Origin of the sequence: Neptuniibacter sp. QD29_5, assembly GCF_047778125.1 — a bacterium.
Classification (GTDB): domain Bacteria; phylum Pseudomonadota; class Gammaproteobacteria; order Pseudomonadales; family Balneatricaceae; genus Neptuniibacter.
This window is the reverse complement of record NZ_CP180556.1, coordinates 545,827-565,078: the sequence shown is the minus strand read 5'-3', so window position 1 is coordinate 565,078 and position 19,252 is coordinate 545,827. Positions and strand designations below refer to the sequence as shown.

The window sequence follows — 19,252 nt, the reverse complement described above, 5'->3', positions numbered from 1 at the left end:
ACACATTAAGCCTACAGCATCTCTTCGCCACCGCCACCAAGGATGATTTCACCCTCATCAGCAAGACGACGCGCCACAGACAGAATCTCTTTCTGTGCTTCTTCAACCTCAGAAACACGCACAGGGCCTTTCGCCTCAAGATCATCGCGTAACAATTCAGATGCTCGTTTGGACATATTACGAAACACTTTCTCTTGCAGAGAAACATCTGCCCCTTTCAAAGCAACAACCAAAACATCCGTAGAAACTTCACGCAATATGGCTTGAATCCCCTGATCCTCGACATCTTGCAGATTTTCAAAGACAAACATCAGGTCAGAGATAGTCATAGCAAGATTTTCATCACTTTCTTTTATACCCTCCATCAATTCAGCCTCAATGCTTGAATCGATAAAGTTCATAATATCAGCAGCGCTTTTAATGCCACCTAAAGTCGCAGAGCTTGCACCGCTTGCGCCAGCAAATTGACGTTCAAGGATATCATTCAATTCCTGAAGAGCTTGCGGTTGAATACGATCTAAAGCTGCAACGCGCATTAGGATATCTAGACGCTGCTTATCGTCAAAGAAAGCCAACACACCAGCAGCAGCATCAGACTCAAGATAAGCACAAACAACTGCCTGAATCTGTGGATGTTCATAACGGATAATTTCAGCAATTTGACGAGGCTCCATCCAGCGCAATGTATCAAGACCGGATGTATTAGTGCTCATCAAAATACGATCAAGGAGGGTTTTTGCTTTTTCTTCACCCAATGCTTGATTAAGCATTGAACGGATATAGATATCATTGTTAATGCCAATACCGGTTTGGTCACTCACCAAACCCATAAAGTCCCCAACTACAGATTCCACCTTTGTTTGGGGAATATTGTTCAGTTTAGCCATTGCTTCCCCAATCATCTGAACCTCTTTTGGGCCCATATGTTTCAGGATTTCAGCAGCATCAGCCTCACCTAAGCTAATCAGAAGAATTGCAGCTTTATCAATCTCACTGAATTCACCCTGATTTGCCTCATCACTCATCGTCACCTACCCATTGCTTCACAGCCTGCGCAACACGCGCAGGATCTTCCGCAACCATACTACGAATCGCGTTCAACTGATAATCAAAGCTTTCATTTGGCGTTGGCAAAAGGCCATCATCACTGCCAAAAGTAACCGAATCAGAAGAAAATTCACCACCATCAAGGCCTTCTAACTCAGCAGATACTTCACCCGCAGCACCAAGGCCTGCAACATTACCAGCAGTACCTGCTGAAGCAAGATTCTTAAGGATAGGGCGCAAGATACCGAAAACAAGAACAAGAACGAATACCGCAGCCATCACTTGTTTAACGATATCCCAAATCCATTCCTGCTCCCAAATAGGCAAATCTTCAGTAACAATCGGCTGTTCAGGCACAAACGGAGTATTAACAACATTTACACTATCGCCACGTAGCGCAGAGTAACCAACGGCATTTTGAACCAAAATACGAAGACGCTCCAACTCATTTTGTTGCCAAGGTGTACGCTTAGCATCGCCGGAGGCAGGGTCGACACTCGATAGATCATCAACCACAACCGCAACAGTTAAACGACGCACACGCCCTTGCTGATGTTTGGTATAACTAATTGTGCGGTCTAATTCAAAGTTACGCGTAGCCTGCTTACGAGAAGAACCTTGCCCACCATTTTTAGCTAATACACCTTCACCAGAAGCCTCTTCCGGCACACTACTTGGACCTGGAGGCTGATTAGATAGAGCCCCAGGAACACCAATAGGTGCAACACCACCAACCCGTGACTCGTCCATTGTTTGTTCACTACGAAGAGCAGGGAGATCAGGGTTATATAATTCATCGGTTTGTTCTACAGCAGTAAAATCAACATCGGCCGATACTTCAGCACGAAAACGTCCCATACCCACTACAGGTTGTAAAATACTGTTAACGCGATTAAGCATGGTTTCTTCTAGGTTACGCGTATATTCCAATTGCTTAGCTGCCAATACCACATTAACGTCTTTATCACGCATGTTTAGCAAACGGCCACGCTGATCAACCACTGTCACATCTTTGACGCTCAAAGCGGGTATACTAGAAGCCACTAAATTAGCAATCGAAGCAACCTGATCCCTTTCTAACTGACGACCAGAGAACAGCTCAAGAAAAACAGATGCAGTTGGCTTGCGAGTATCGCGAATAAACACAGTATCTTTAGGAATTGCAAGATGCACACGCGCATTACGTACAGCCGTCATATTAGAGATCGTCCTAGCCAGCTCACCTTCAAGACCACGACGATATTTTGTCGTTTCCATAAATTGACTGGTACCAAGGCTTTGCTCTCGATCCAAAATTTCAAAGCCCACAGTTTTATCAGCAGTAAAACCTTCCGAGGCTAGCTTAAGCCTAGCCTGATGAACGTATTCATCTGGCACTAAAATAGCTCGACCTTCAGCATCAAACTTATAAGGAACATTATAGAGACGTAACTGCTCTATAATCTGGTTAGCATCAGAGAAACTGAGATTACTAAACAGAACACGCTGATCGGGTTTTTGCGACCACAAAACAACAGCAAAACCAATAGCGACACTTGCCGCTAGACCAACCATCAAACCAATCTGCCTAACAATGCTCAGCTTATTAAAGCCAAGCATTGGGCTTCCGCTTAATGTTTCTGCGCTATTTGCCACTGCCACTTATCCCGTTAATTCTATTTATTGTTAAATTGGCATTTTCATTACGTCTTCATAGGCTGAAACTAATCGATTTCGAACCTGTGTCATCGCTTGAAACGAGACTGAAGCTTTTTCTGCAGCAATCATAACTTGTGGGAGATCGATAGTAGGATCCCCCTTTTCATATGCTACTGCCATTTTTTTGGCATCCGCTTGAGTCTCACTCACAGCATCTACCGCATTTTTTAAAATATCACCGAACCCGGTACGATCAGAGGGTTTAATAGCGCCTGGCTCTGAGACCACTCCCGACATCATTTCTGGAGATGCACTCTGCACTTGAGTCTTAATCGTCCTCATCTGCATTAGCACACTATTTATGTCAGCTCTATCTACCATAACCACACCCAACGGCAATTTATTGACATTATAACCAGTCAATTTACTTCATCAAGGTATAAACTAAGAACAAGACGACATTTTTTTGTCTACATATACCTAGATTTACTTTTATATGTAGATTAAAGCAAAAAACGGGCCAATGGCCCGTTATTCTTTTGACGTTTAATTAATAATGCGCTTCTGGTGGATCACCGTATTTTAGCCTCACATACATCAGCGCTACGGTCAAAGCATCACCAATAGCCGTATGCCTCTCGAGCATTGGTATATCTAATTTTTTGGAAATCGTATCAAATCGTAGATCGACATTTCCGCCAACAGACTTCCATTTAATAATATCGTGATAAACATGGGATAACTCAATCGCCTTATTCGGCAAACCAAAACCAAATTGCGGCCGAATGAATTTATCCAACATACGAATATCATAGTTAACGTAGTAACCCAGAATTGGACGATTTCCGACAAACTCTAAAACCTGCTCCAAGGCATCTTCAATATCGATACCTTCAGCTAAATCACTTTCACGTATTTTATGAATCTTAATAGACTCACCGGTCAGTGACTTGGGTGGCTTAAGTTTAATATCCAAACGATCACTCGTAAGAACCTTTTTACCTTTAATCTTAACCGCACCAATCGAGACAATTTCACCTTGCTTCACATCAAGACTAGTCGTTTCACAATCTAAAGAAACAACCTCATCACCATCATAAGCATCGAACAGGTGCGCATAAGGACCAGATTTATGGTCATACTTCTCTTTTATTCTTCTTACCGCTCTGGGTATGATCATTAAAACTTACCCTCCAAGGTGATACCTAAGCTCCAGATGCTTTTTAAAGCCTTTAACAATATGTAACGCATCACGTAGCAGCTCTCTTTCAAGCTTATCTAAGGACTGCAAATCAATAATATTTGGGGTTTGGTCGTGCCCCGTTTCACTGCTTTCCATACGCTTAACTTGCTGTCTTAATCGAAGACTAATAAATAGACTCAAAGCCTCAGCTATCTCTCTACCATGCTTCTCTTTAAGTTGACCAAGCTCTGTCAAAGCCTCTATACGTTCAAAGGTATTTGTTACTTTGATCCGATGCTCTAGAGCTATCGTGCGAATCCCATGCACAATTGGGAAAATCCCGCCTTTCTTAATATCTAGCTGACCTTTGTCTTTCAAGTTACCAAAGAAGGTCAGAGGTGTATCAAACTCAAGGGAAGCTTTAGCAAAATGCGAGAAGAAAACATCATTATTACGTAGATGCCTCATAAACCAGTTTCGGCTAGCCTTAAAGATAGCCGGGTTACCTGCGACAGGCTTAGCATCAACAGCAATAGCGAGATTCATCTGAGAGTCGCCATCACATCGATCAGCCCAATCACCTAACATCTGCGTCCAGCCGCCCAAAGATTTAACCCAGTCTGGATTAGATACCATGATGTTACCCGGGCAAGGAGGAAAGCCAAATTCGATCAAAGTCTGACTGAAGCGATTCAGCGTTTCCGTCATTTCAGGCCAAACCAAACCATCCCTATGAATAATGGCGTTATCCTGATCAGTTTTCATGATCTGCTCACCACGCCCTTCCGAACCCATCACCAATAAACAGACATGTGGCTGCATATCGCTTGGGATCATAATATTGAATAACTTGGCAATAATGCGCCCATTCATCGCAGCCAATAGATCCATCACGAATCGAGTTTTAACGCCTTGCGACACTAGCGCCTTAATCAAATCATCTAAGCCTTTTTCAGCTTCTTTTAAATCTTCAACCGTTTGTGCGCGCTCAATTCGTAAACCAATCACATGGGAATGACTGGAGAAATAACTTAATACATCTGTCAGCTCAACAATGCCTGACATTTCTCCATCCTTCATCACAACAACACGCTCAATATGCTGTTGAGTCATTATGATCAAAGCGTTAAACAGGTAATCATCTGGCCTAACGGTGATTAAGCGATAGCTAGCGATTTCTGCCAAATCAGTATCCATAGCCAGCTCATTAACCACCACAGCATCTAATAGATCCGTGCCGGTAACCATACCGTAACGATTACCACGCTTTACAAGAATACAATCTGCCTTTTTCTCGCGCATAAGCAGAGTTGCTTCGCGAATAGATGTTCCTTCAAGGATAACCAACGGCTCTCGCACTAGACCGTCAGACACTTTAGCCAACATGAATTCGGCCATGTCCTGCTCTTTGCCGTGCTGCTGAACGATCTCTGTTTTAGCTGACAGGTTTTGCTGAAAATAATCAGCAAATAAGCCGTTTGTAGACATAAGATCCAATAGAATCTTAGTCGGTAAGATATGACAGATAGTCTCTTCTTCGGCAATAAAATTGTGAATTGCTTTACCCCGAATAGCAGACCAACCGCCAAAGTAATCCTCATTGGTATAGTGAACAAAGACATGTTCAGGTGTATCACTACCCTCTTCCTGAACTTCGCTTTCCCCTACCTTTCCTTTAAAAATAACAAAGACGCCTTCGGGCTCTTCACCCGCCGTCATGATGTACTCGCCTTTTTGGTAGTAACCAATATCTAGGCTTGAACGGAGTAAATCTTGCTCTTTCTCATCCAGTAAACTGAATGGCAAATTTGTCATTTTGAAAGAATCAGGCATTTCCAACATCCTCTTTGTAGGAAAAAGAAAAGGGCGCTCCAACCTACGCTGGGCGCCCTTTTTTTAGATTTATCTAATCGATCTTAGTGATCGTGAGCAGCACCAGCACCACGTGGGATACGTAGATCTTCTACGATATCCTGGATTTCCTGTGGTGGTTCTTCAGTCATGTTGGATACTACGAAACCAACGATGATGTGAAGGATTGCACCTACAGTACCGAAGCCACCTGGAGAGATACCCATGATGTATTCAGATGGAGTACCGCCACCGAATGCGAAGTAGTACATGTAGCACATAGTAGTGATAAGACCTACTAGCATACCTGCAATCGCACCTTGAGAAGTGTGACGCTTCCAGAAGATACCCATGATGATAGCTGGGAATACGGACGCACATGCCAGACCGAAGGCTAGGGCTACAACCTGTGCCACGAAGCCTGGAGGGTTGATACCGAAGTAACCTGCGATACAGATTGCCACGATAGCAGCCAGACGAGCGTACATAAGCTCTTGCTTATCAGAGATATTTGGATTGATGGTTTTCTTCATCAAGTCATGCGAGATCGCTGTAGAGATTACCAACAACAGACCTGCTGCAGTTGATAGTGCGGCAGCTACCGCACCAGCAGCTACCAGAGCGATTACCCAGTTTGGAAGCTGAGCGATATCTGGGTTAGCTAGTACCATGATGTCACGGTCTACGTATACTTCGTTTGCAAATGGCTGTTTAGCCGCATCAAACTCTGCACCTGCTTTAGCATTGGTAGCAATACGCTGACCGTATTCGCCACGCTCTTCTGTAAATGCAGGCTTACCTTTCTTCGCATCGAACGCAGCGCCAGCAGCGTACTGTACTTTGCCGTCACCGTTACGGTCAGTCCAACCTAGAAGACCAGTGTTCTCCCAGTTTTTGAACCATGCAGGCATTTCAGAGTAAGCAGTACCTGTACCGTCAGCACCGTTGATAGTCTGGATAAGGTTTACACGACCGAAACCAGCTACACCAGGAACCGCAGTGTAAAGTAGCGCGATGAAGATTAGCGCCCAACCAGCAGATAGACGAGCATCTTTTACGCGAGGCACTGTGAAGAAACGTACAATTACGTGTGGAAGACCAGCAGTACCACACATCAGAGCAACTGTTAGGAAGAATAGATCGATAGTCGATTTCTTACCGTCAGTGTACTGATGGAAGCCAAGATCCACTGATAATTGGTCAAGAGTAGCCAATACAGACATACCGCTGTCCAGAGTCGCACCCAAACCAATTTGTGGTAGGAAGTGACCAGTTACCTGAGCAGATAGGAAGAATGCTGGTACTGTGAACGCAAGAATCAATACAACATACTGAGCAACCTGAGTATAAGTAATACCTTTCATGCCACCTAGTACAGCGTAGAAGAATACGATCGCCATACCGATAACTACACCAGTGTTGATGTCAACGTGTAGGTAACGAGAGAATACGATACCAACACCACGCATCTGACCAGCCACGTAAGTGAAAGAGATTACGATAGTACAAACTACTGCGATTGTACGTGCAGTAGAAGAGTAGTAACGGTCACCGATGAAGTCAGGTACTGTGAACTTACCGAACTTACGTAGGTAAGGTGCTAGCAATAGTGCTAGTAGTACGTAACCACCAGTCCAGCCCATTAGATAGGCAGAACCGTCACGGCCAACGAAGGAAACTAAGCCAGCCAGGGAGATAAACGATGCAGCAGACATCCAGTCAGCAGCAGTCGCCATACCGTTAGCAACCGGTGGTACACCACCGCCCGCAACGTAAAATTCTTTAGTCGATCCTGCACGCGCCCATATCGCAATACCGATATATAGCGCAAAGGAGCCGCCTACAAAGAGAAATGTTAAAACGTCGAGACTCATAGCAATGCCGTCCTAATAGAAATTATTATTGTTATTCGTGAACGTCATACTTCTCGTCAAGCTTGTTCATGCTGAACACGTATGTCCAGATCAAGATGACGAATACGAAGATTGACCCTTGCTGGCCGAACCAGAAACCTAGTGGGAAGCCGAAGAACGGAATCGCATTAAGCTGTTCGACAAACAAGATCGCGCAGCCGTAGGAAACTACGAACCAAATCGCGAGGTGAGTCATAATGATGCGCAAGTTTTCACGCCAGTAGGCTTGCGCCTGCTCATTACTGATTGACATAACACCATCCTTATTTTTGTTATTTAAAAATTGGTGAAAATTTAAGACTGTAAGAGACTAACAAACAGCGCAGCCAAACAAAGCTAAACTTTAGTCGACTCAACTTTCCTCTAAGCTATTGAAAAGTCGCTTCAAAGCGCCGTATTACGGCATTTCCTCGATATTGAGTAGTAAAAGACCACAAAAAACTCTAGACAAAGGTATTAACACTGCCGACCCTAATTTAGAAAATCCACAACTACTCCATTCAGACAATTGTTGGGTTCCTGTCAAAATTAAGTAAACTAGCAACACATCTGTTTTTACTATTCATTAAGGAATTCATGATGCTTTCTGGCTGGTCGATAATTCTTATCTCTTTCACCTACCTTGGCCTTCTATTTGCCATTGCACATTATGGTGACAAAAGTGCGCAAAAGAATGATCGCATTATCAGCCGACCAATTATCTACTCCCTGTCTCTTGCAGTTTACTGCTCCTCATGGACTTTTTACGGTGCTGTAGGACGGGCAACCACCAGCGGCTGGGAGTTTTTAGCGACCTACCTAGGACCTGTCATCGTCTTCGTATTTGGCTGGCGCCTTATTGAGAAGATGATTCTCATCAGTAAGCAGCAGAACATCACTACAATTTCAGACTTTATCTCTTCCAGATACGGTAAGAGCCAAGCTTTAGCAGTACTCGTCACCATCATTGCGGTTACAGGCACCATGCCTTACATCGCCATGCAGCTTAAAGCGGTGGCAATCAGCTATAACGCGCTTACACCTGGAACAGAAGAAGTTATCAGCAAGGGTAGTGATACCGCCCTTTTCGTTGCGATTGTCATGGCGATCTTCGCCATACTATTTGGTACTCGGCAGATTGATGCAACAGAGCACCACGAAGGCTTGGTATTAGCAGTTGCTTTTGAATCTATCGTCAAACTTACAGCATTCATTGCTGTCGGCATTTTTGTCATGCTAGAGGTATTTGATGGTTTCGAAGACCTCGCCTACAACATAGCCACTCAGCTCAATAACAATTCCAATTACTCATCATTTCTAGACGACAGTTTTTTGACAGAGATATTACTCGCCTGCGCAGCAGTAATCTGTTTGCCACGTCAGTTCCACGTAACGATTGTTGAAAACACTAATACAGGCCATTTAAAGCTAGCTCGCTGGTTGTTTCCGATCTACCTAATCCTTCTAGCTATCTTTGTACTACCTATCTCGACTGCAGGCATGCTGTATTTCGAGAATACCAGCGTCGACGCAGACACTTACGTTTTGATGTTGCCATTAGCTGCAGACTATAAAGAGCTCGCCACCTTTGCTTTCATTGGTGGGCTGTCAGCTTCTACTAGCATGGTTATTGTTGCCAGTATCACTTTATCCACAATGGTCTGTAACGACATCGTGATGCCACTTCTTTTCCGCATCTCTTGGCTACGCCTATCCGACACTAACGATGTCGGTGCTCTGCTACTCAAAGTCCGTCGAATTACCATCATGTGCTTAATGATTCTGGCGTACTTCTACTATCGAATTTTAGGTGAGCAATCCCCTCTCGCCTCATTCGGTCTACTTGCTTTTGTTGCGGCCGCACAATTCCTTCCAGCGATCATTGGCGGTATATATTGGAAGGCAGGATCTCGGCACGGAGTGCTTGCTGGCTTAACAGGCGGCTTCCTTCTATGGCTATACACATTAGTACTACCATCATTCAGTGAAGCAGGCTTACTCGGCCCTGAATATTTAAACAATAGTATTTTTGGAATTGAGTGGTTAAAGCCAACTCAGCTATTCGGAATAGAAGGCTTAGAACCGCTTACACACGGTGTTTTCTGGTCTCTATTCTTTAATACCTCGCTGTATTTCTTAGTTTCCAAATATACGAGCTTGCGCCTTGTTGACCGTATTCAAGCTAGTGCCTTTGTTGATGTTTACAACAAGGACTTAACTGAAGCTACACGTCAATATGGGCAGGTAACCGTTGGCGATCTACAAATGCTTACAGAGCGCTTCCTTGGCATTAGCAGAACTCAACATTCCTTTACTGGCTTCGCACTGCAACATGGAGAAGAACCACCTTTATCAGGCGATAAAGCGACCCCAGAATTAGTACAATTTACCGAACGCCTTTTAGCCGGTGTCATCGGCGCATCCTCTGCGCGTATCGTCCTAGCCTCTACTTTACGTGGTAAAGACATGCATATCGGCGATGTCGTAACTATTGTTGATGAAGCTTCACAAGCACTGCGCTTTAACCGCTCACTCCTGCAATCGACCATTGAAAATATCAGCCTAGGTATCAGCGTAGTGGACCAACAGATGCGACTTGTTGCTTGGAACCGCGTTTACGTAGAGATGTTCGATTACCCTGAAGGCCTCATCTGCGTTGGTCGACCTATAGAGGAAGTATTCCGTTATAACGCCATGAAAGGCGAATACGGCCCAGGCAACAACGATGAACAAGTGACCAAGCGTTTAAAAGTCCTAAAATCCGGCAAGCGACATAGCTACGAACGCTTTCGCCCAGATGGCACCGTACTTGAAGTACGTGGTAACCCAATGCCAAATGGCGGCTACGTAAACACCTACATGGATATCACCGATCATAAACATGTAGAAGAGGCGTTAAGAGAAAGCGAACAAAACATTAGGATCTATACCGATAATGTACCGGTCCTGATTGCTTATCTTGACCCAGAAAGGCGCTATCTATTTATCAACAAAGCCTATGCGGAAACATTTGGTCTTGATCGTAATACTATTTCAGGTCAACCTTGCTATAAGACCATGAGCGAAGACGAGTATGAGCTACGAAGCCCATACATTACCGCAGCCTTAGCAGGCAAACGTCAGCGCTTTGAAACCACACTTCCAAGTGAAAACGATCAACCTCGCTACGCTGAAGTAAAATACATTCCACACATTGGCGAATACGGCGATGTACTGGGTTACTTCACTTTGTACCAAGATATTACTGAGCGCCGTAAAGCTGAGTTAGCACTTAAAGAGACCAATGAGACGCTAGAACAACGGGTACGTGAACGTACTCACGCACTCTCTGTTGTTAACAAAGAGCTACGAAAAGAAAATACGATTCGCTCTTTAATGGAAGACGAACTCCGTCAAGCCAAGTCCGATGCTGATGATGCAAACCTCGGTAAAACTCGATTCCTTGCCTCTGCAAGCCACGATTTATTACAGCCACTTAATGCTGCGCGCTTATTCACATCAGCCTTAGCTCAGCAAAGCCATAGCGAAGAGACCAGCCAACTCGTTGAAAACCTTAATGGCTCACTGACTGCCGCTGAAGAGCTTATCACCGCGATTCTAGATATATCCAAACTGGATGCAGGCGCACTTGCGCCATCCATTACGGATTTTTCACTGGATGATATGTTCAGTGCATTAAATACTGAATTTACCGCAGTTGCCGATAAAAAGTCACTTAAGTTCCGAACTGTACAATGCAACAAGGTTGTACGCTCGGACCAACAGCTCCTAAGACGAATCATCCAAAACTTCCTATCGAACGCTATGCGCTATACACAAGAGGGCAAGATTCTGCTTGGCTGTCGTAGACGTAAAAACATGCTTAGAATCGAAGTCTGGGATACAGGTGTAGGTATAGCTGAAGACAAAATCAAAGAGGTCTTTGAAGAGTTCAGACGTATCGACAACCCCAAGCACTCTCAAGTACAAGGTCTAGGCCTCGGGCTTGCGATTACAGAACGAATTGCTCGTATGCTGGGTCACAAGCTTAATGTTCGCTCTTGGCCAACTAAAGGCACTGTATTCAGCGTAGAGATCCCGCTTGGCGACAGCACTAAAGCGGTTAAACCAAAGCCCGAAAAACGCGGTTGGATCCGCAGTAAAGGCCTTAACGGAATCAGAGCTATAGTGATCGACAACGAACCTAAGATCCTAGAAGGCATGTCCGCACTGCTTAACGGCTGGGGCTGCGATGTGAAAGTCGCCCTTTCCTCTAAAGAAGCAACCGACCTAATTCAATCAGAGGAATTCCAGCCAGAGATCATTCTAGCTGATTACCACCTATCTGAAACGCTAACAGGCATTATGGCTCTAGATGACCTTGCACCACTGCTGGAGAAACCAGTACCAAGCATCGTTATCACTGCTGACCGCACTGAAGAAGTAAAGAACGAAATCCAAGATTATGGATCACAACTATTAACTAAGCCTATTCGCCCTGCGGCATTACGAGCGATGATTAATAAAACCATTGCCACAGCACGAGCTAGCGAAGCTGAAAACGAATAACTCTGAACCAAGCATAACCAATAAAAAAGGCGCCATAGGCGCCTTTTTTGAAATTTTCATTTTTAGTTATTACTCAAGATCAGTCTTAGGCGGCTCGACGCCAAGGCGTTGAGCAGCAATTACCGCTTGCGTACGACTATGAACACCAAGCTTACGCAAAATAGCTGTCACGTGAGCTTTGATCGTCGCCTCAGAAACATTTAACTCGTAAGCGATCTGCTTGTTTAACAACCCTTCAGTCAGCATCGTCAATACACGGAACTGTTGAGGCGTTAATGCAGACAATGCTGCAGCGAATTTCTGATCATCTTCGCTTACATCACCTAAATTATCAGCTACTTCTTGTGGCAACCATTCCTCACCTTCAAGTACAGCAACAATGGCTTCACCAATCGTTTCTAAAGGTGCAGATTTAGGAATAAAACCTGACGCACCATAATCGATGGCACGTTTCATTACGTTTGGCTGTTCACTGCCTGATACAACTACAACAGGGATTCCCGGGTTTTGACCACGCAAGAACACTAGACCAGAAAAGCCATTTGTACCTGGCATGTGGATATCTAATAACACCAGATCTGCATCAGAGTGCTGATCAACGGCTTCTTGAACTGCTGTCAACGAATCCGCTTCGATTGTTTCTACACCAGGCATCGCCTGAGTAACAGCCTGTTTTAAAGCTGCACGGAACAACGGATGGTCATCTGCAATAATAATTTTTTGTGCTAACTGCATGCGTTCACTTCCCCCTTAAGAACCCTGTGACGAACGCCAACCGTTAATGAACGGTTAATCCAGTGAAGAGAATACCACTATAAAACAAAAAACTCCCGCAAGTCTCGGGTAATCCGCGACTTACAGGAGTTTTTTCAGACTAATTTATAAGAAAAATTAGTCCTGACGGTTCATACGGTTTTCGATTAGGTCATCTACTACAGATGGATCTGCAAGTGTAGAAGTATCACCCAAAGCACCGAAATCGTCTTCAGCGATCTTACGAAGGATACGACGCATGATCTTACCAGAACGTGTCTTAGGCATGCCTGGCGCGAATTGAATCAAGTCTGGAGATGCGATTGGACCGATCTCAGAACGTACATGCATACGTAGCTCTTTAAGTAGCTCGTCAGACTGCTCGAAACCAGACTGTAGAGTTACATAAACGTAGATACCTTGACCCTTAACTTCGTGCGGGTAGCCAACTACTGCTGCTTCAGCAACTGCTTCGTGAGCTACTAGTGCAGACTCAACTTCCGCAGTACCCATACGGTGGCCAGATACGTTGATTACGTCATCTACACGACCTGTGATCCAGTAGTAACCGTCTTCATCACGACGACAACCATCACCAGTAGTGTATACACCCTTGTATGTAGAGAAGTAAGTTTGGATAAAGCGCTCGTGATCACCCCAGATAGAACGAGCCTGAGATGGCCAAGAATCTTTAATTACTAGGTTACCGTCAGTGGCACCTTCCAACTCGTTACCATCAGCATCTAGAAGTGCTGGCTGAATACCGAAGAATGGACGAGATGCTGCACCTGGCTTAGCTGCAGTAGCACCTGGCAGAGGAAGAATCATCATGCCGCCAGTTTCAGTCTGCCACCAAGTATCAACGATTGGGCAACGACCCTGACCGATAATGCGGTGGTACCATTCCCAAGCTTCTGGGTTGATTGGCTCACCTACAGAACCAAGGATACGTAGTGTAGATAGGTCAGAATCACCTAGTACATCTTCACCTTGCTGCATCAATGCACGAATAGCCGTTGGTGCAGTGTAGAACTGGTTAACTTTGTGTTTTTCGATAACACGGCCGAAACGGCTGTTATCTGGGTAGCTTGGAACACCTTCAAACATTAGTGAAGTTGCACCGTTAGCTAGTGGTCCGTATACGATGTAAGAGTGACCAGTAACCCAACCTACGTCAGCAGTACACCAGTAGATATCACCTTCTTTGTAGTCGAACGCGTACTCGTGAGTCATGGAAGCGTAAACCATGTAACCACCAGTAGTGTGCTTCAGACCTTTTGGCGCACCAGTAGAACCAGACGTGTAAAGAATGAACATTGGATCTTCAGCGTTCATCTCTTCAGCAGGGCAATCAGCAGATGCTTCAGCTACTAGATCTTCGTACCAAACATCAACATTGCTATCCCAAGCAACATCTTGCTCAACGCGCTTAACAACGATTACGCTTTCAACATGCGCTTTAGCTGCATCATGCTCTAACGCTTTGTCTACGTTAGCTTTAAGCGGAACAGATTTGCCTGCACGCAAAGAGTAGTTAGACGTTACAACAACTTTAGACTTCGCACCTTCGATACGAGCTGCTAGTGCTTCAGGAGAGAAACCACCAAATACGATAGAGTGGACAGCACCAATACGAGTACATGCCAACATAGCTACAGCAGCTTCTGGAATCATAGGCATGTAAAGAGTTACAACATCGCCTTTCTCTACGCCACGAGCTTTAAGAGCGTTAGAAAACTTACAAACGCGCTCATGAAGATCACGGTAAGTGATATTTTCAGATTCGCTTGGATCATCACCTTCCCAGATGATAGCAACCTGATCACCACGAGTTTCTAGGTGACGATCAAGACAGTTGTGAGAAGCGTTCAACGTACCATCTTCGTACCAACGGATATCTACGTTATGCGGATCAAAAGTGGTGTTTTTAACTTTAGTGTATGGTTTAAACCAATCCAGGCGCTTACCTGCTTCACCCCAGAATGTATCCGGATCGTTAACTGATTGCTCATACATCGCTTCATATTTTTCGTTGTCGATGTGCGCGTTTGCCGCAATCTCCGGACTTACTGGATATACCTTTTCACTCATCGTGATGCCCTTAGCTTGATTGTTTTAGTTCTAAAATAACCCCAGATCGCTCTACTTCAATATTATTATTCTACGAGTCAGTTTGAGGCTTTATATCAGTACCTAGATTTATACAGAAGGGGTAGCAGGGCTCTGAATTAGACATTGGTATATCCGGCGTAAGACCTTAGTCTCTACAAGTTTTTTTTCTAAGCTCGCAAATGAGATCTTTTCAACCTTATTAACGACCAAGAAGTTTATCTAAATCTAAGCCTTGCTCACGCATCTTAGCTAGCTTGTATCGCAGAGTACGCGGGCTTATCCCCAGATTCTCTGCCGCTTCTTTTCGACTTCCATGAGTCGCTTTTAGGGCATCAATAATCAACTGAAACTCTCGCTGACGAACTCCCTCTCCCAACTGCCCTGAAAGATCTTCATCTTGAGCAGTTTCTTGATTCACATCAGATACAGCTGTCTGCGATATGTCTTCAGGGTTGAGCATAAGATCAGCAATACCGATCTCTGTGCCCGACTGAAGTATCAGAGCTCGCTGTACAACATTATCTAATTCTCGAACATTACCCGGCCAAGAATAATCGGTCATCAAACGCTTAACATCATCAGACAGCGCTACAGATATGCGCTGCATTTTCTGGCAATACTTACCAAATAAGCGCTCTGCCAAAGGCACTATATCAGCCGAGCGCTCGCGTAAAGGTTTCCATTGCAACGGAAATACATTAAGGCGATAAAAGAGATCTTCTCGGAATTTACCCTCAGTAACGTAGGTATCTAATTTACGGTTTGTTGTAGCTAATACACGGACATTTAGCTTGATAACTTTACGCCCACCAATTCGCTCTACTTCTTGTTCCTGTAAGACTCGAAGCAACTTTGCCTGCAACCCAAGATCCATCTCTGAGATCTCATCAAGTAATAAAGTACCGCCATCAGCCTGTTCAAACTTACCGGGCGCACTTGCATAGGCACCTGTAAAAGCCCCTTTTTCGTGACCAAACAAGGTAGCTTCAAGCATATTCTCAGGGATTGCAGCACAGTTAATCGCAATAAATGGTTTTTTAGCCCGCGAAGAGTGATTGTGGATATATTGAGCCAAAACCTCTTTACCTGTACCTGACTCTCCAGAGATCAACACTGTAGAATCTGACGCTGCTACGCGACGAGCCAACTGCAGCAGTTGCTGACTACTAGGCTCTTCCGCAATCGGCTGCTCCATTTCACTTGCTACCGTTTCACCTACCGCAAAGCGGCGTACCGATGATATCAAGGCATCAGAATCAAACGGTTTCATCAAGTAATCAACCGCGCCGGCCTTGATGGCTTCTACAGCTTTGCTTACCTGCCCAAATGCAGTGATAAGCATAACCGGTAGCGCTGGGTAAGTTTCGTGAATTCTGTCGAGTAACTGATGCCCATCCATTCCCGGCATATTGACATCGGTTACCACCATCGCCACCTGCTGACGGGTCAATATTTCCAAAGCCGTTTCAGCATCTTCAGCTTCCAGGTATTCAAAACCTGCCAATTCCAACGTATCGCAAAGCGCTTCGCGTAACTCGTTATCATCTTCAACTATTAATATACGATTAGCCATTGCAGATCCTTTTAACCCTCTTCCGAAGCAGACATTGTTGCCGGCAAGACTAGACTTGCGACTGTTCCCTGACCCGGCAGAGAATTAAGTAAAAATTGACCATGGTGAGCGTGCGCTACAACTTGAGCTACAGCTAAACCCAACCCTGTGCCATGGGATTTAGTGGTATAGAATGGCTCAAGCGCCTTTTTTAATTCTTCAGCGTCCATACCTGGGCCTTGATCAATCACATCTATACGGAGTTTTCCTTCTTGATCAGCAAATCGAACCATTAACTCAGCCCCTTTACCACATGCCTGTAAAGCATTCTCGATCAAGTTACTACAAACACCTAAGAGCGCCTCTTTATTGCATTGCAAACTATATTCAGGGACAGAATTCACACAATCACAGTCGGCATCAAAGTTAACCAAAGGCACATCAAGCATATCTTCCAGCTCAGCCATTAGCATTTTAGAGCTGACCTGCTCATCCAAGCGCATCTCACCACGGGCAAAAATCAGCATATCCCGAACTTGCTGTTCTAAATTGGTTAGGCGTGACTTAGCCTTACTGGCAAATTTCTGACGCTGCTCTTGTAATAGATCTGGGCGATTAAGATGATCAACATAAAGTAAGGCCGCCGAAAGAGGCGTTCTGATTTGATGGGCAAGTGACGCCATCATCCGTCCCATTTCAGACAGACGCTGATAATGAGACAAACGCCCTTGAAGAAGGCGGGTTTCAGTCTGATCCGTTAATACCACCAATTGCCCTGGTTCATTGTCCATTGCTCGTGTCATCAAACTGACTTTACGCCCATCTTTTAATGAAACTTCATGACCATCATCATTTTGAGGAGCAAAGCTACGTTCAATTATCTTAAACCACGGCTGTCCTTTGATAGGAGAACCCAACAAGTTCTCGGCTACCGAATTAACTTCTGAAATCACCCCAGAACCATCAATAATAACGACACCAACAGGCATCACGGATAACAGATGTTGAAAGCGATCATTAAGCTGCTGACTATTCTGGCTTTGAGTTGCTTCAAGTTGAGCCAATTTTGCTTTACTAGCAGACAGCTCACTCTCTAATTGCTCTATGCGCTGTAGGTACTGTTGTTCACTAGACATATTACTTACGCTGCATCCCATATTTACGCATTTTCTCTACCAAAGTAGTCCGTCGGATATTTAACGTCTCCGCAGCTCGCGCAACTACATTGTCATTTACAGCAAGCGCTTGTTCCAATAACCGCTGCTCGATCGTTTCCAAATGTTTTTTAAGGTCGATCCCATCATCTGGCAACTGATCTAGCCCTATAGAATGTGATGAAAATGTAGCTTCAATGGCGTCAGTATCACCAGCCACTTCATATAGCTCAGGATTAGGTTCGGGAACATTCTGAAACTTAGAAGGCAGTTCAGAAACGCCGACGACTCCATTCGGATAAAGAATCGCCAGACGCTCAATTAAGTTGGAGAGCTCGCGTACATTCCCTGGCCAAGGATGCAATTGTAGGGACGCGATCGCACTATTTTGAAAACGAACGGCATCTAAACCTTGCTCTGGAAGACGACGTGATAGCTCATCCAACAATAAAGGCAGGTCACCTACACGCTCTCTTAATGGCGGCATATCTATAGGGAAGACATTTAGACGGTAATATAAATCTTCCCGAAACTCGCCCGTTTCGATCATCTCGTCCAAGTTTTTATGTGTAGCTGCAATCACTCGAATATCAGCATCTAAAGTCTTAGTCCCACCAATGCGCTCGAATTTACGCTCCTGCAGTACTCGTAGGAGCTTCACCTGCATAGGCAGCGGCATATCTCCTATTTCGTCTAAAAATAGCGTTCCTCCTTGAGCCAATTCAAAACGCCCTGGACGACTTGATACAGCCCCAGTAAATGCGCCTTTTTCGTGACCAAAGAGCTCACTTTCAAGAAGATCTGCAGGAATCGCTCCACAGTTAATCGGAACAAACGGGCCATCTTTGCGTACAGAGTGCTCATGCAAGCTGCGAGCAACCACTTCTTTACCTGTGCCCGACTCACCGGTAATCAATACATTTACATCCCGGCCTGCAACTTGAGACATCGACCGCCTTACATTCAGCATCGGCTGACTTATACCTACCAAACCAGAAAAAATGGCCATCTGAGAAAGAGAGGTATCATCTACTCTTAATCTAAATAACTGAGCTCGATGCAAACAATCTAATAATTGTTGATATTTAAACGGTACGGAAAGCTGTCCAACCACACACTGAGCTAAGGAATCAGGAAGCTCTTTAACCTCAGACCATTCATCCAAGGTTACTACTGCAATCGTAGCAAACTTATCTTGAAGATCTTTAACAAGTTTTTCTAATGATATAGGTAACTGGCTTTGCCCAAGCAATACCAAGTTGATCTGAGCTACATCGATATCAGCGTTGGATTGAAACCAATCCACAAAGCCGCAAAATTCACACGGCTGATCGAGAAAAGAAAAAGCGGAACTTAAAAGCTCCCGCCGACTTAAATCATCATCTATGACTAAAACCGAAGACATGCCTTACCATTATCCAAAGATACTTGTTAATAGTGGTAATAATTAACCCCTGACGCAAAAATGTCAATAAAATGTCACAAAGAAAAAAACATAACGCTTTAGTTATTTTTTTGACAC

Annotated in this window: 13 protein-coding genes; 1 reads left to right on the top strand and 12 read right to left on the bottom strand. The window is 44.5% G+C overall.

What is annotated here, in order from left to right:
• Window positions 1-11: 11 nt before the first annotated feature.
• The 7 genes from fliG to ACMXYR_RS02390 form a co-directional block, all read right to left on the bottom strand.
• On the bottom strand, window positions 12-1,025 hold the full coding sequence (gene fliG, locus ACMXYR_RS02420) for a flagellar motor switch protein FliG (RefSeq protein ID WP_415886911.1): 1,014 nt from the start codon (window positions 1,023-1,025) through the stop codon (window positions 12-14).
• Window positions 1,018-2,646, bottom strand: coding sequence for a flagellar basal-body MS-ring/collar protein FliF (gene fliF, locus ACMXYR_RS02415; protein WP_415903622.1), 1,629 nt, complete (start codon window positions 2,644-2,646; stop codon window positions 1,018-1,020). Before fliF ends, fliG begins: the two co-directional genes overlap by 8 nt.
• A gap of 66 nt (window positions 2,647-2,712) precedes the next feature.
• On the bottom strand, window positions 2,713-3,066 hold the full coding sequence (gene fliE / locus ACMXYR_RS02410) for a flagellar hook-basal body complex protein FliE (protein ID WP_415902761.1): 354 nt from the start codon (window positions 3,064-3,066) through the stop codon (window positions 2,713-2,715).
• 169 nt (window positions 3,067-3,235) lie between these two features.
• Window positions 3,236-3,865: a 3'-5' exonuclease gene (locus ACMXYR_RS02405; protein WP_415883414.1), complete on the bottom strand. Its 630-nt coding sequence runs from the start codon at window positions 3,863-3,865 to the stop codon at window positions 3,236-3,238.
• Window positions 3,866-3,871: 6 nt separating this feature from the next.
• Complete coding sequence (locus tag ACMXYR_RS02400) at window positions 3,872-5,701, bottom strand: putative nucleotidyltransferase substrate binding domain-containing protein (protein WP_415893361.1); 1,830 nt, start codon at window positions 5,699-5,701, stop codon at window positions 3,872-3,874.
• 83 nt (window positions 5,702-5,784) lie between these two features.
• Complete coding sequence (locus ACMXYR_RS02395; RefSeq protein ID WP_415883412.1) at window positions 5,785-7,593, bottom strand: sodium:solute symporter family protein; 1,809 nt, start codon at window positions 7,591-7,593, stop codon at window positions 5,785-5,787.
• Window positions 7,594-7,624: 31 nt separating this feature from the next.
• On the bottom strand, window positions 7,625-7,885 hold the full coding sequence (locus ACMXYR_RS02390; protein WP_415883411.1) for a DUF4212 domain-containing protein: 261 nt from the start codon (window positions 7,883-7,885) through the stop codon (window positions 7,625-7,627).
• A gap of 323 nt (window positions 7,886-8,208) precedes the next feature.
• On the opposite strand from ACMXYR_RS02390, the gene ACMXYR_RS02385 reads away from it, so the two are divergent.
• Entirely contained in the window at window positions 8,209-12,159 is a 3,951-nt protein-coding gene (locus ACMXYR_RS02385; RefSeq protein WP_415902760.1) for a NahK/ErcS family hybrid sensor histidine kinase/response regulator, read from the top strand.
• A 69-nt stretch (window positions 12,160-12,228) separates the two neighbouring features.
• Here the strand turns inward: ACMXYR_RS02385 and ACMXYR_RS02380 are convergent, their stop codons facing one another.
• From ACMXYR_RS02380 to ACMXYR_RS02360, 5 genes are all read right to left on the bottom strand, one after another.
• On the bottom strand, window positions 12,229-12,894 hold the full coding sequence (locus ACMXYR_RS02380) for a response regulator transcription factor (protein ID WP_415902759.1): 666 nt from the start codon (window positions 12,892-12,894) through the stop codon (window positions 12,229-12,231).
• A gap of 156 nt (window positions 12,895-13,050) precedes the next feature.
• The gene (gene acs / locus ACMXYR_RS02375; protein ID WP_415902758.1) at window positions 13,051-15,003 is read right to left on the bottom strand and encodes an acetate--CoA ligase; all 1,953 of its coding nucleotides are present in this window, start codon (window positions 15,001-15,003) and stop codon (window positions 13,051-13,053) included.
• A 220-nt stretch (window positions 15,004-15,223) separates the two neighbouring features.
• Window positions 15,224-16,597 carry a sigma-54-dependent transcriptional regulator gene (locus ACMXYR_RS02370; protein WP_415902757.1) on the bottom strand — a complete coding sequence of 458 codons (1,374 nt, stop codon included), beginning with the start codon at window positions 16,595-16,597 and terminating at the stop codon, window positions 15,224-15,226.
• 11 nt (window positions 16,598-16,608) lie between these two features.
• Complete coding sequence (locus ACMXYR_RS02365; protein ID WP_415902756.1) at window positions 16,609-17,712, bottom strand: sensor histidine kinase; 1,104 nt, start codon at window positions 17,710-17,712, stop codon at window positions 16,609-16,611.
• 1 nt (window position 17,713) lies between these two features.
• Window positions 17,714-19,135 (bottom strand): sigma-54 dependent transcriptional regulator, encoded by a 1,422-nt coding sequence (locus ACMXYR_RS02360; protein WP_415902755.1) that lies wholly within the window; start codon window positions 19,133-19,135, stop codon window positions 17,714-17,716.
• Between the last annotated feature and the right edge of the window lie 117 nt (window positions 19,136-19,252).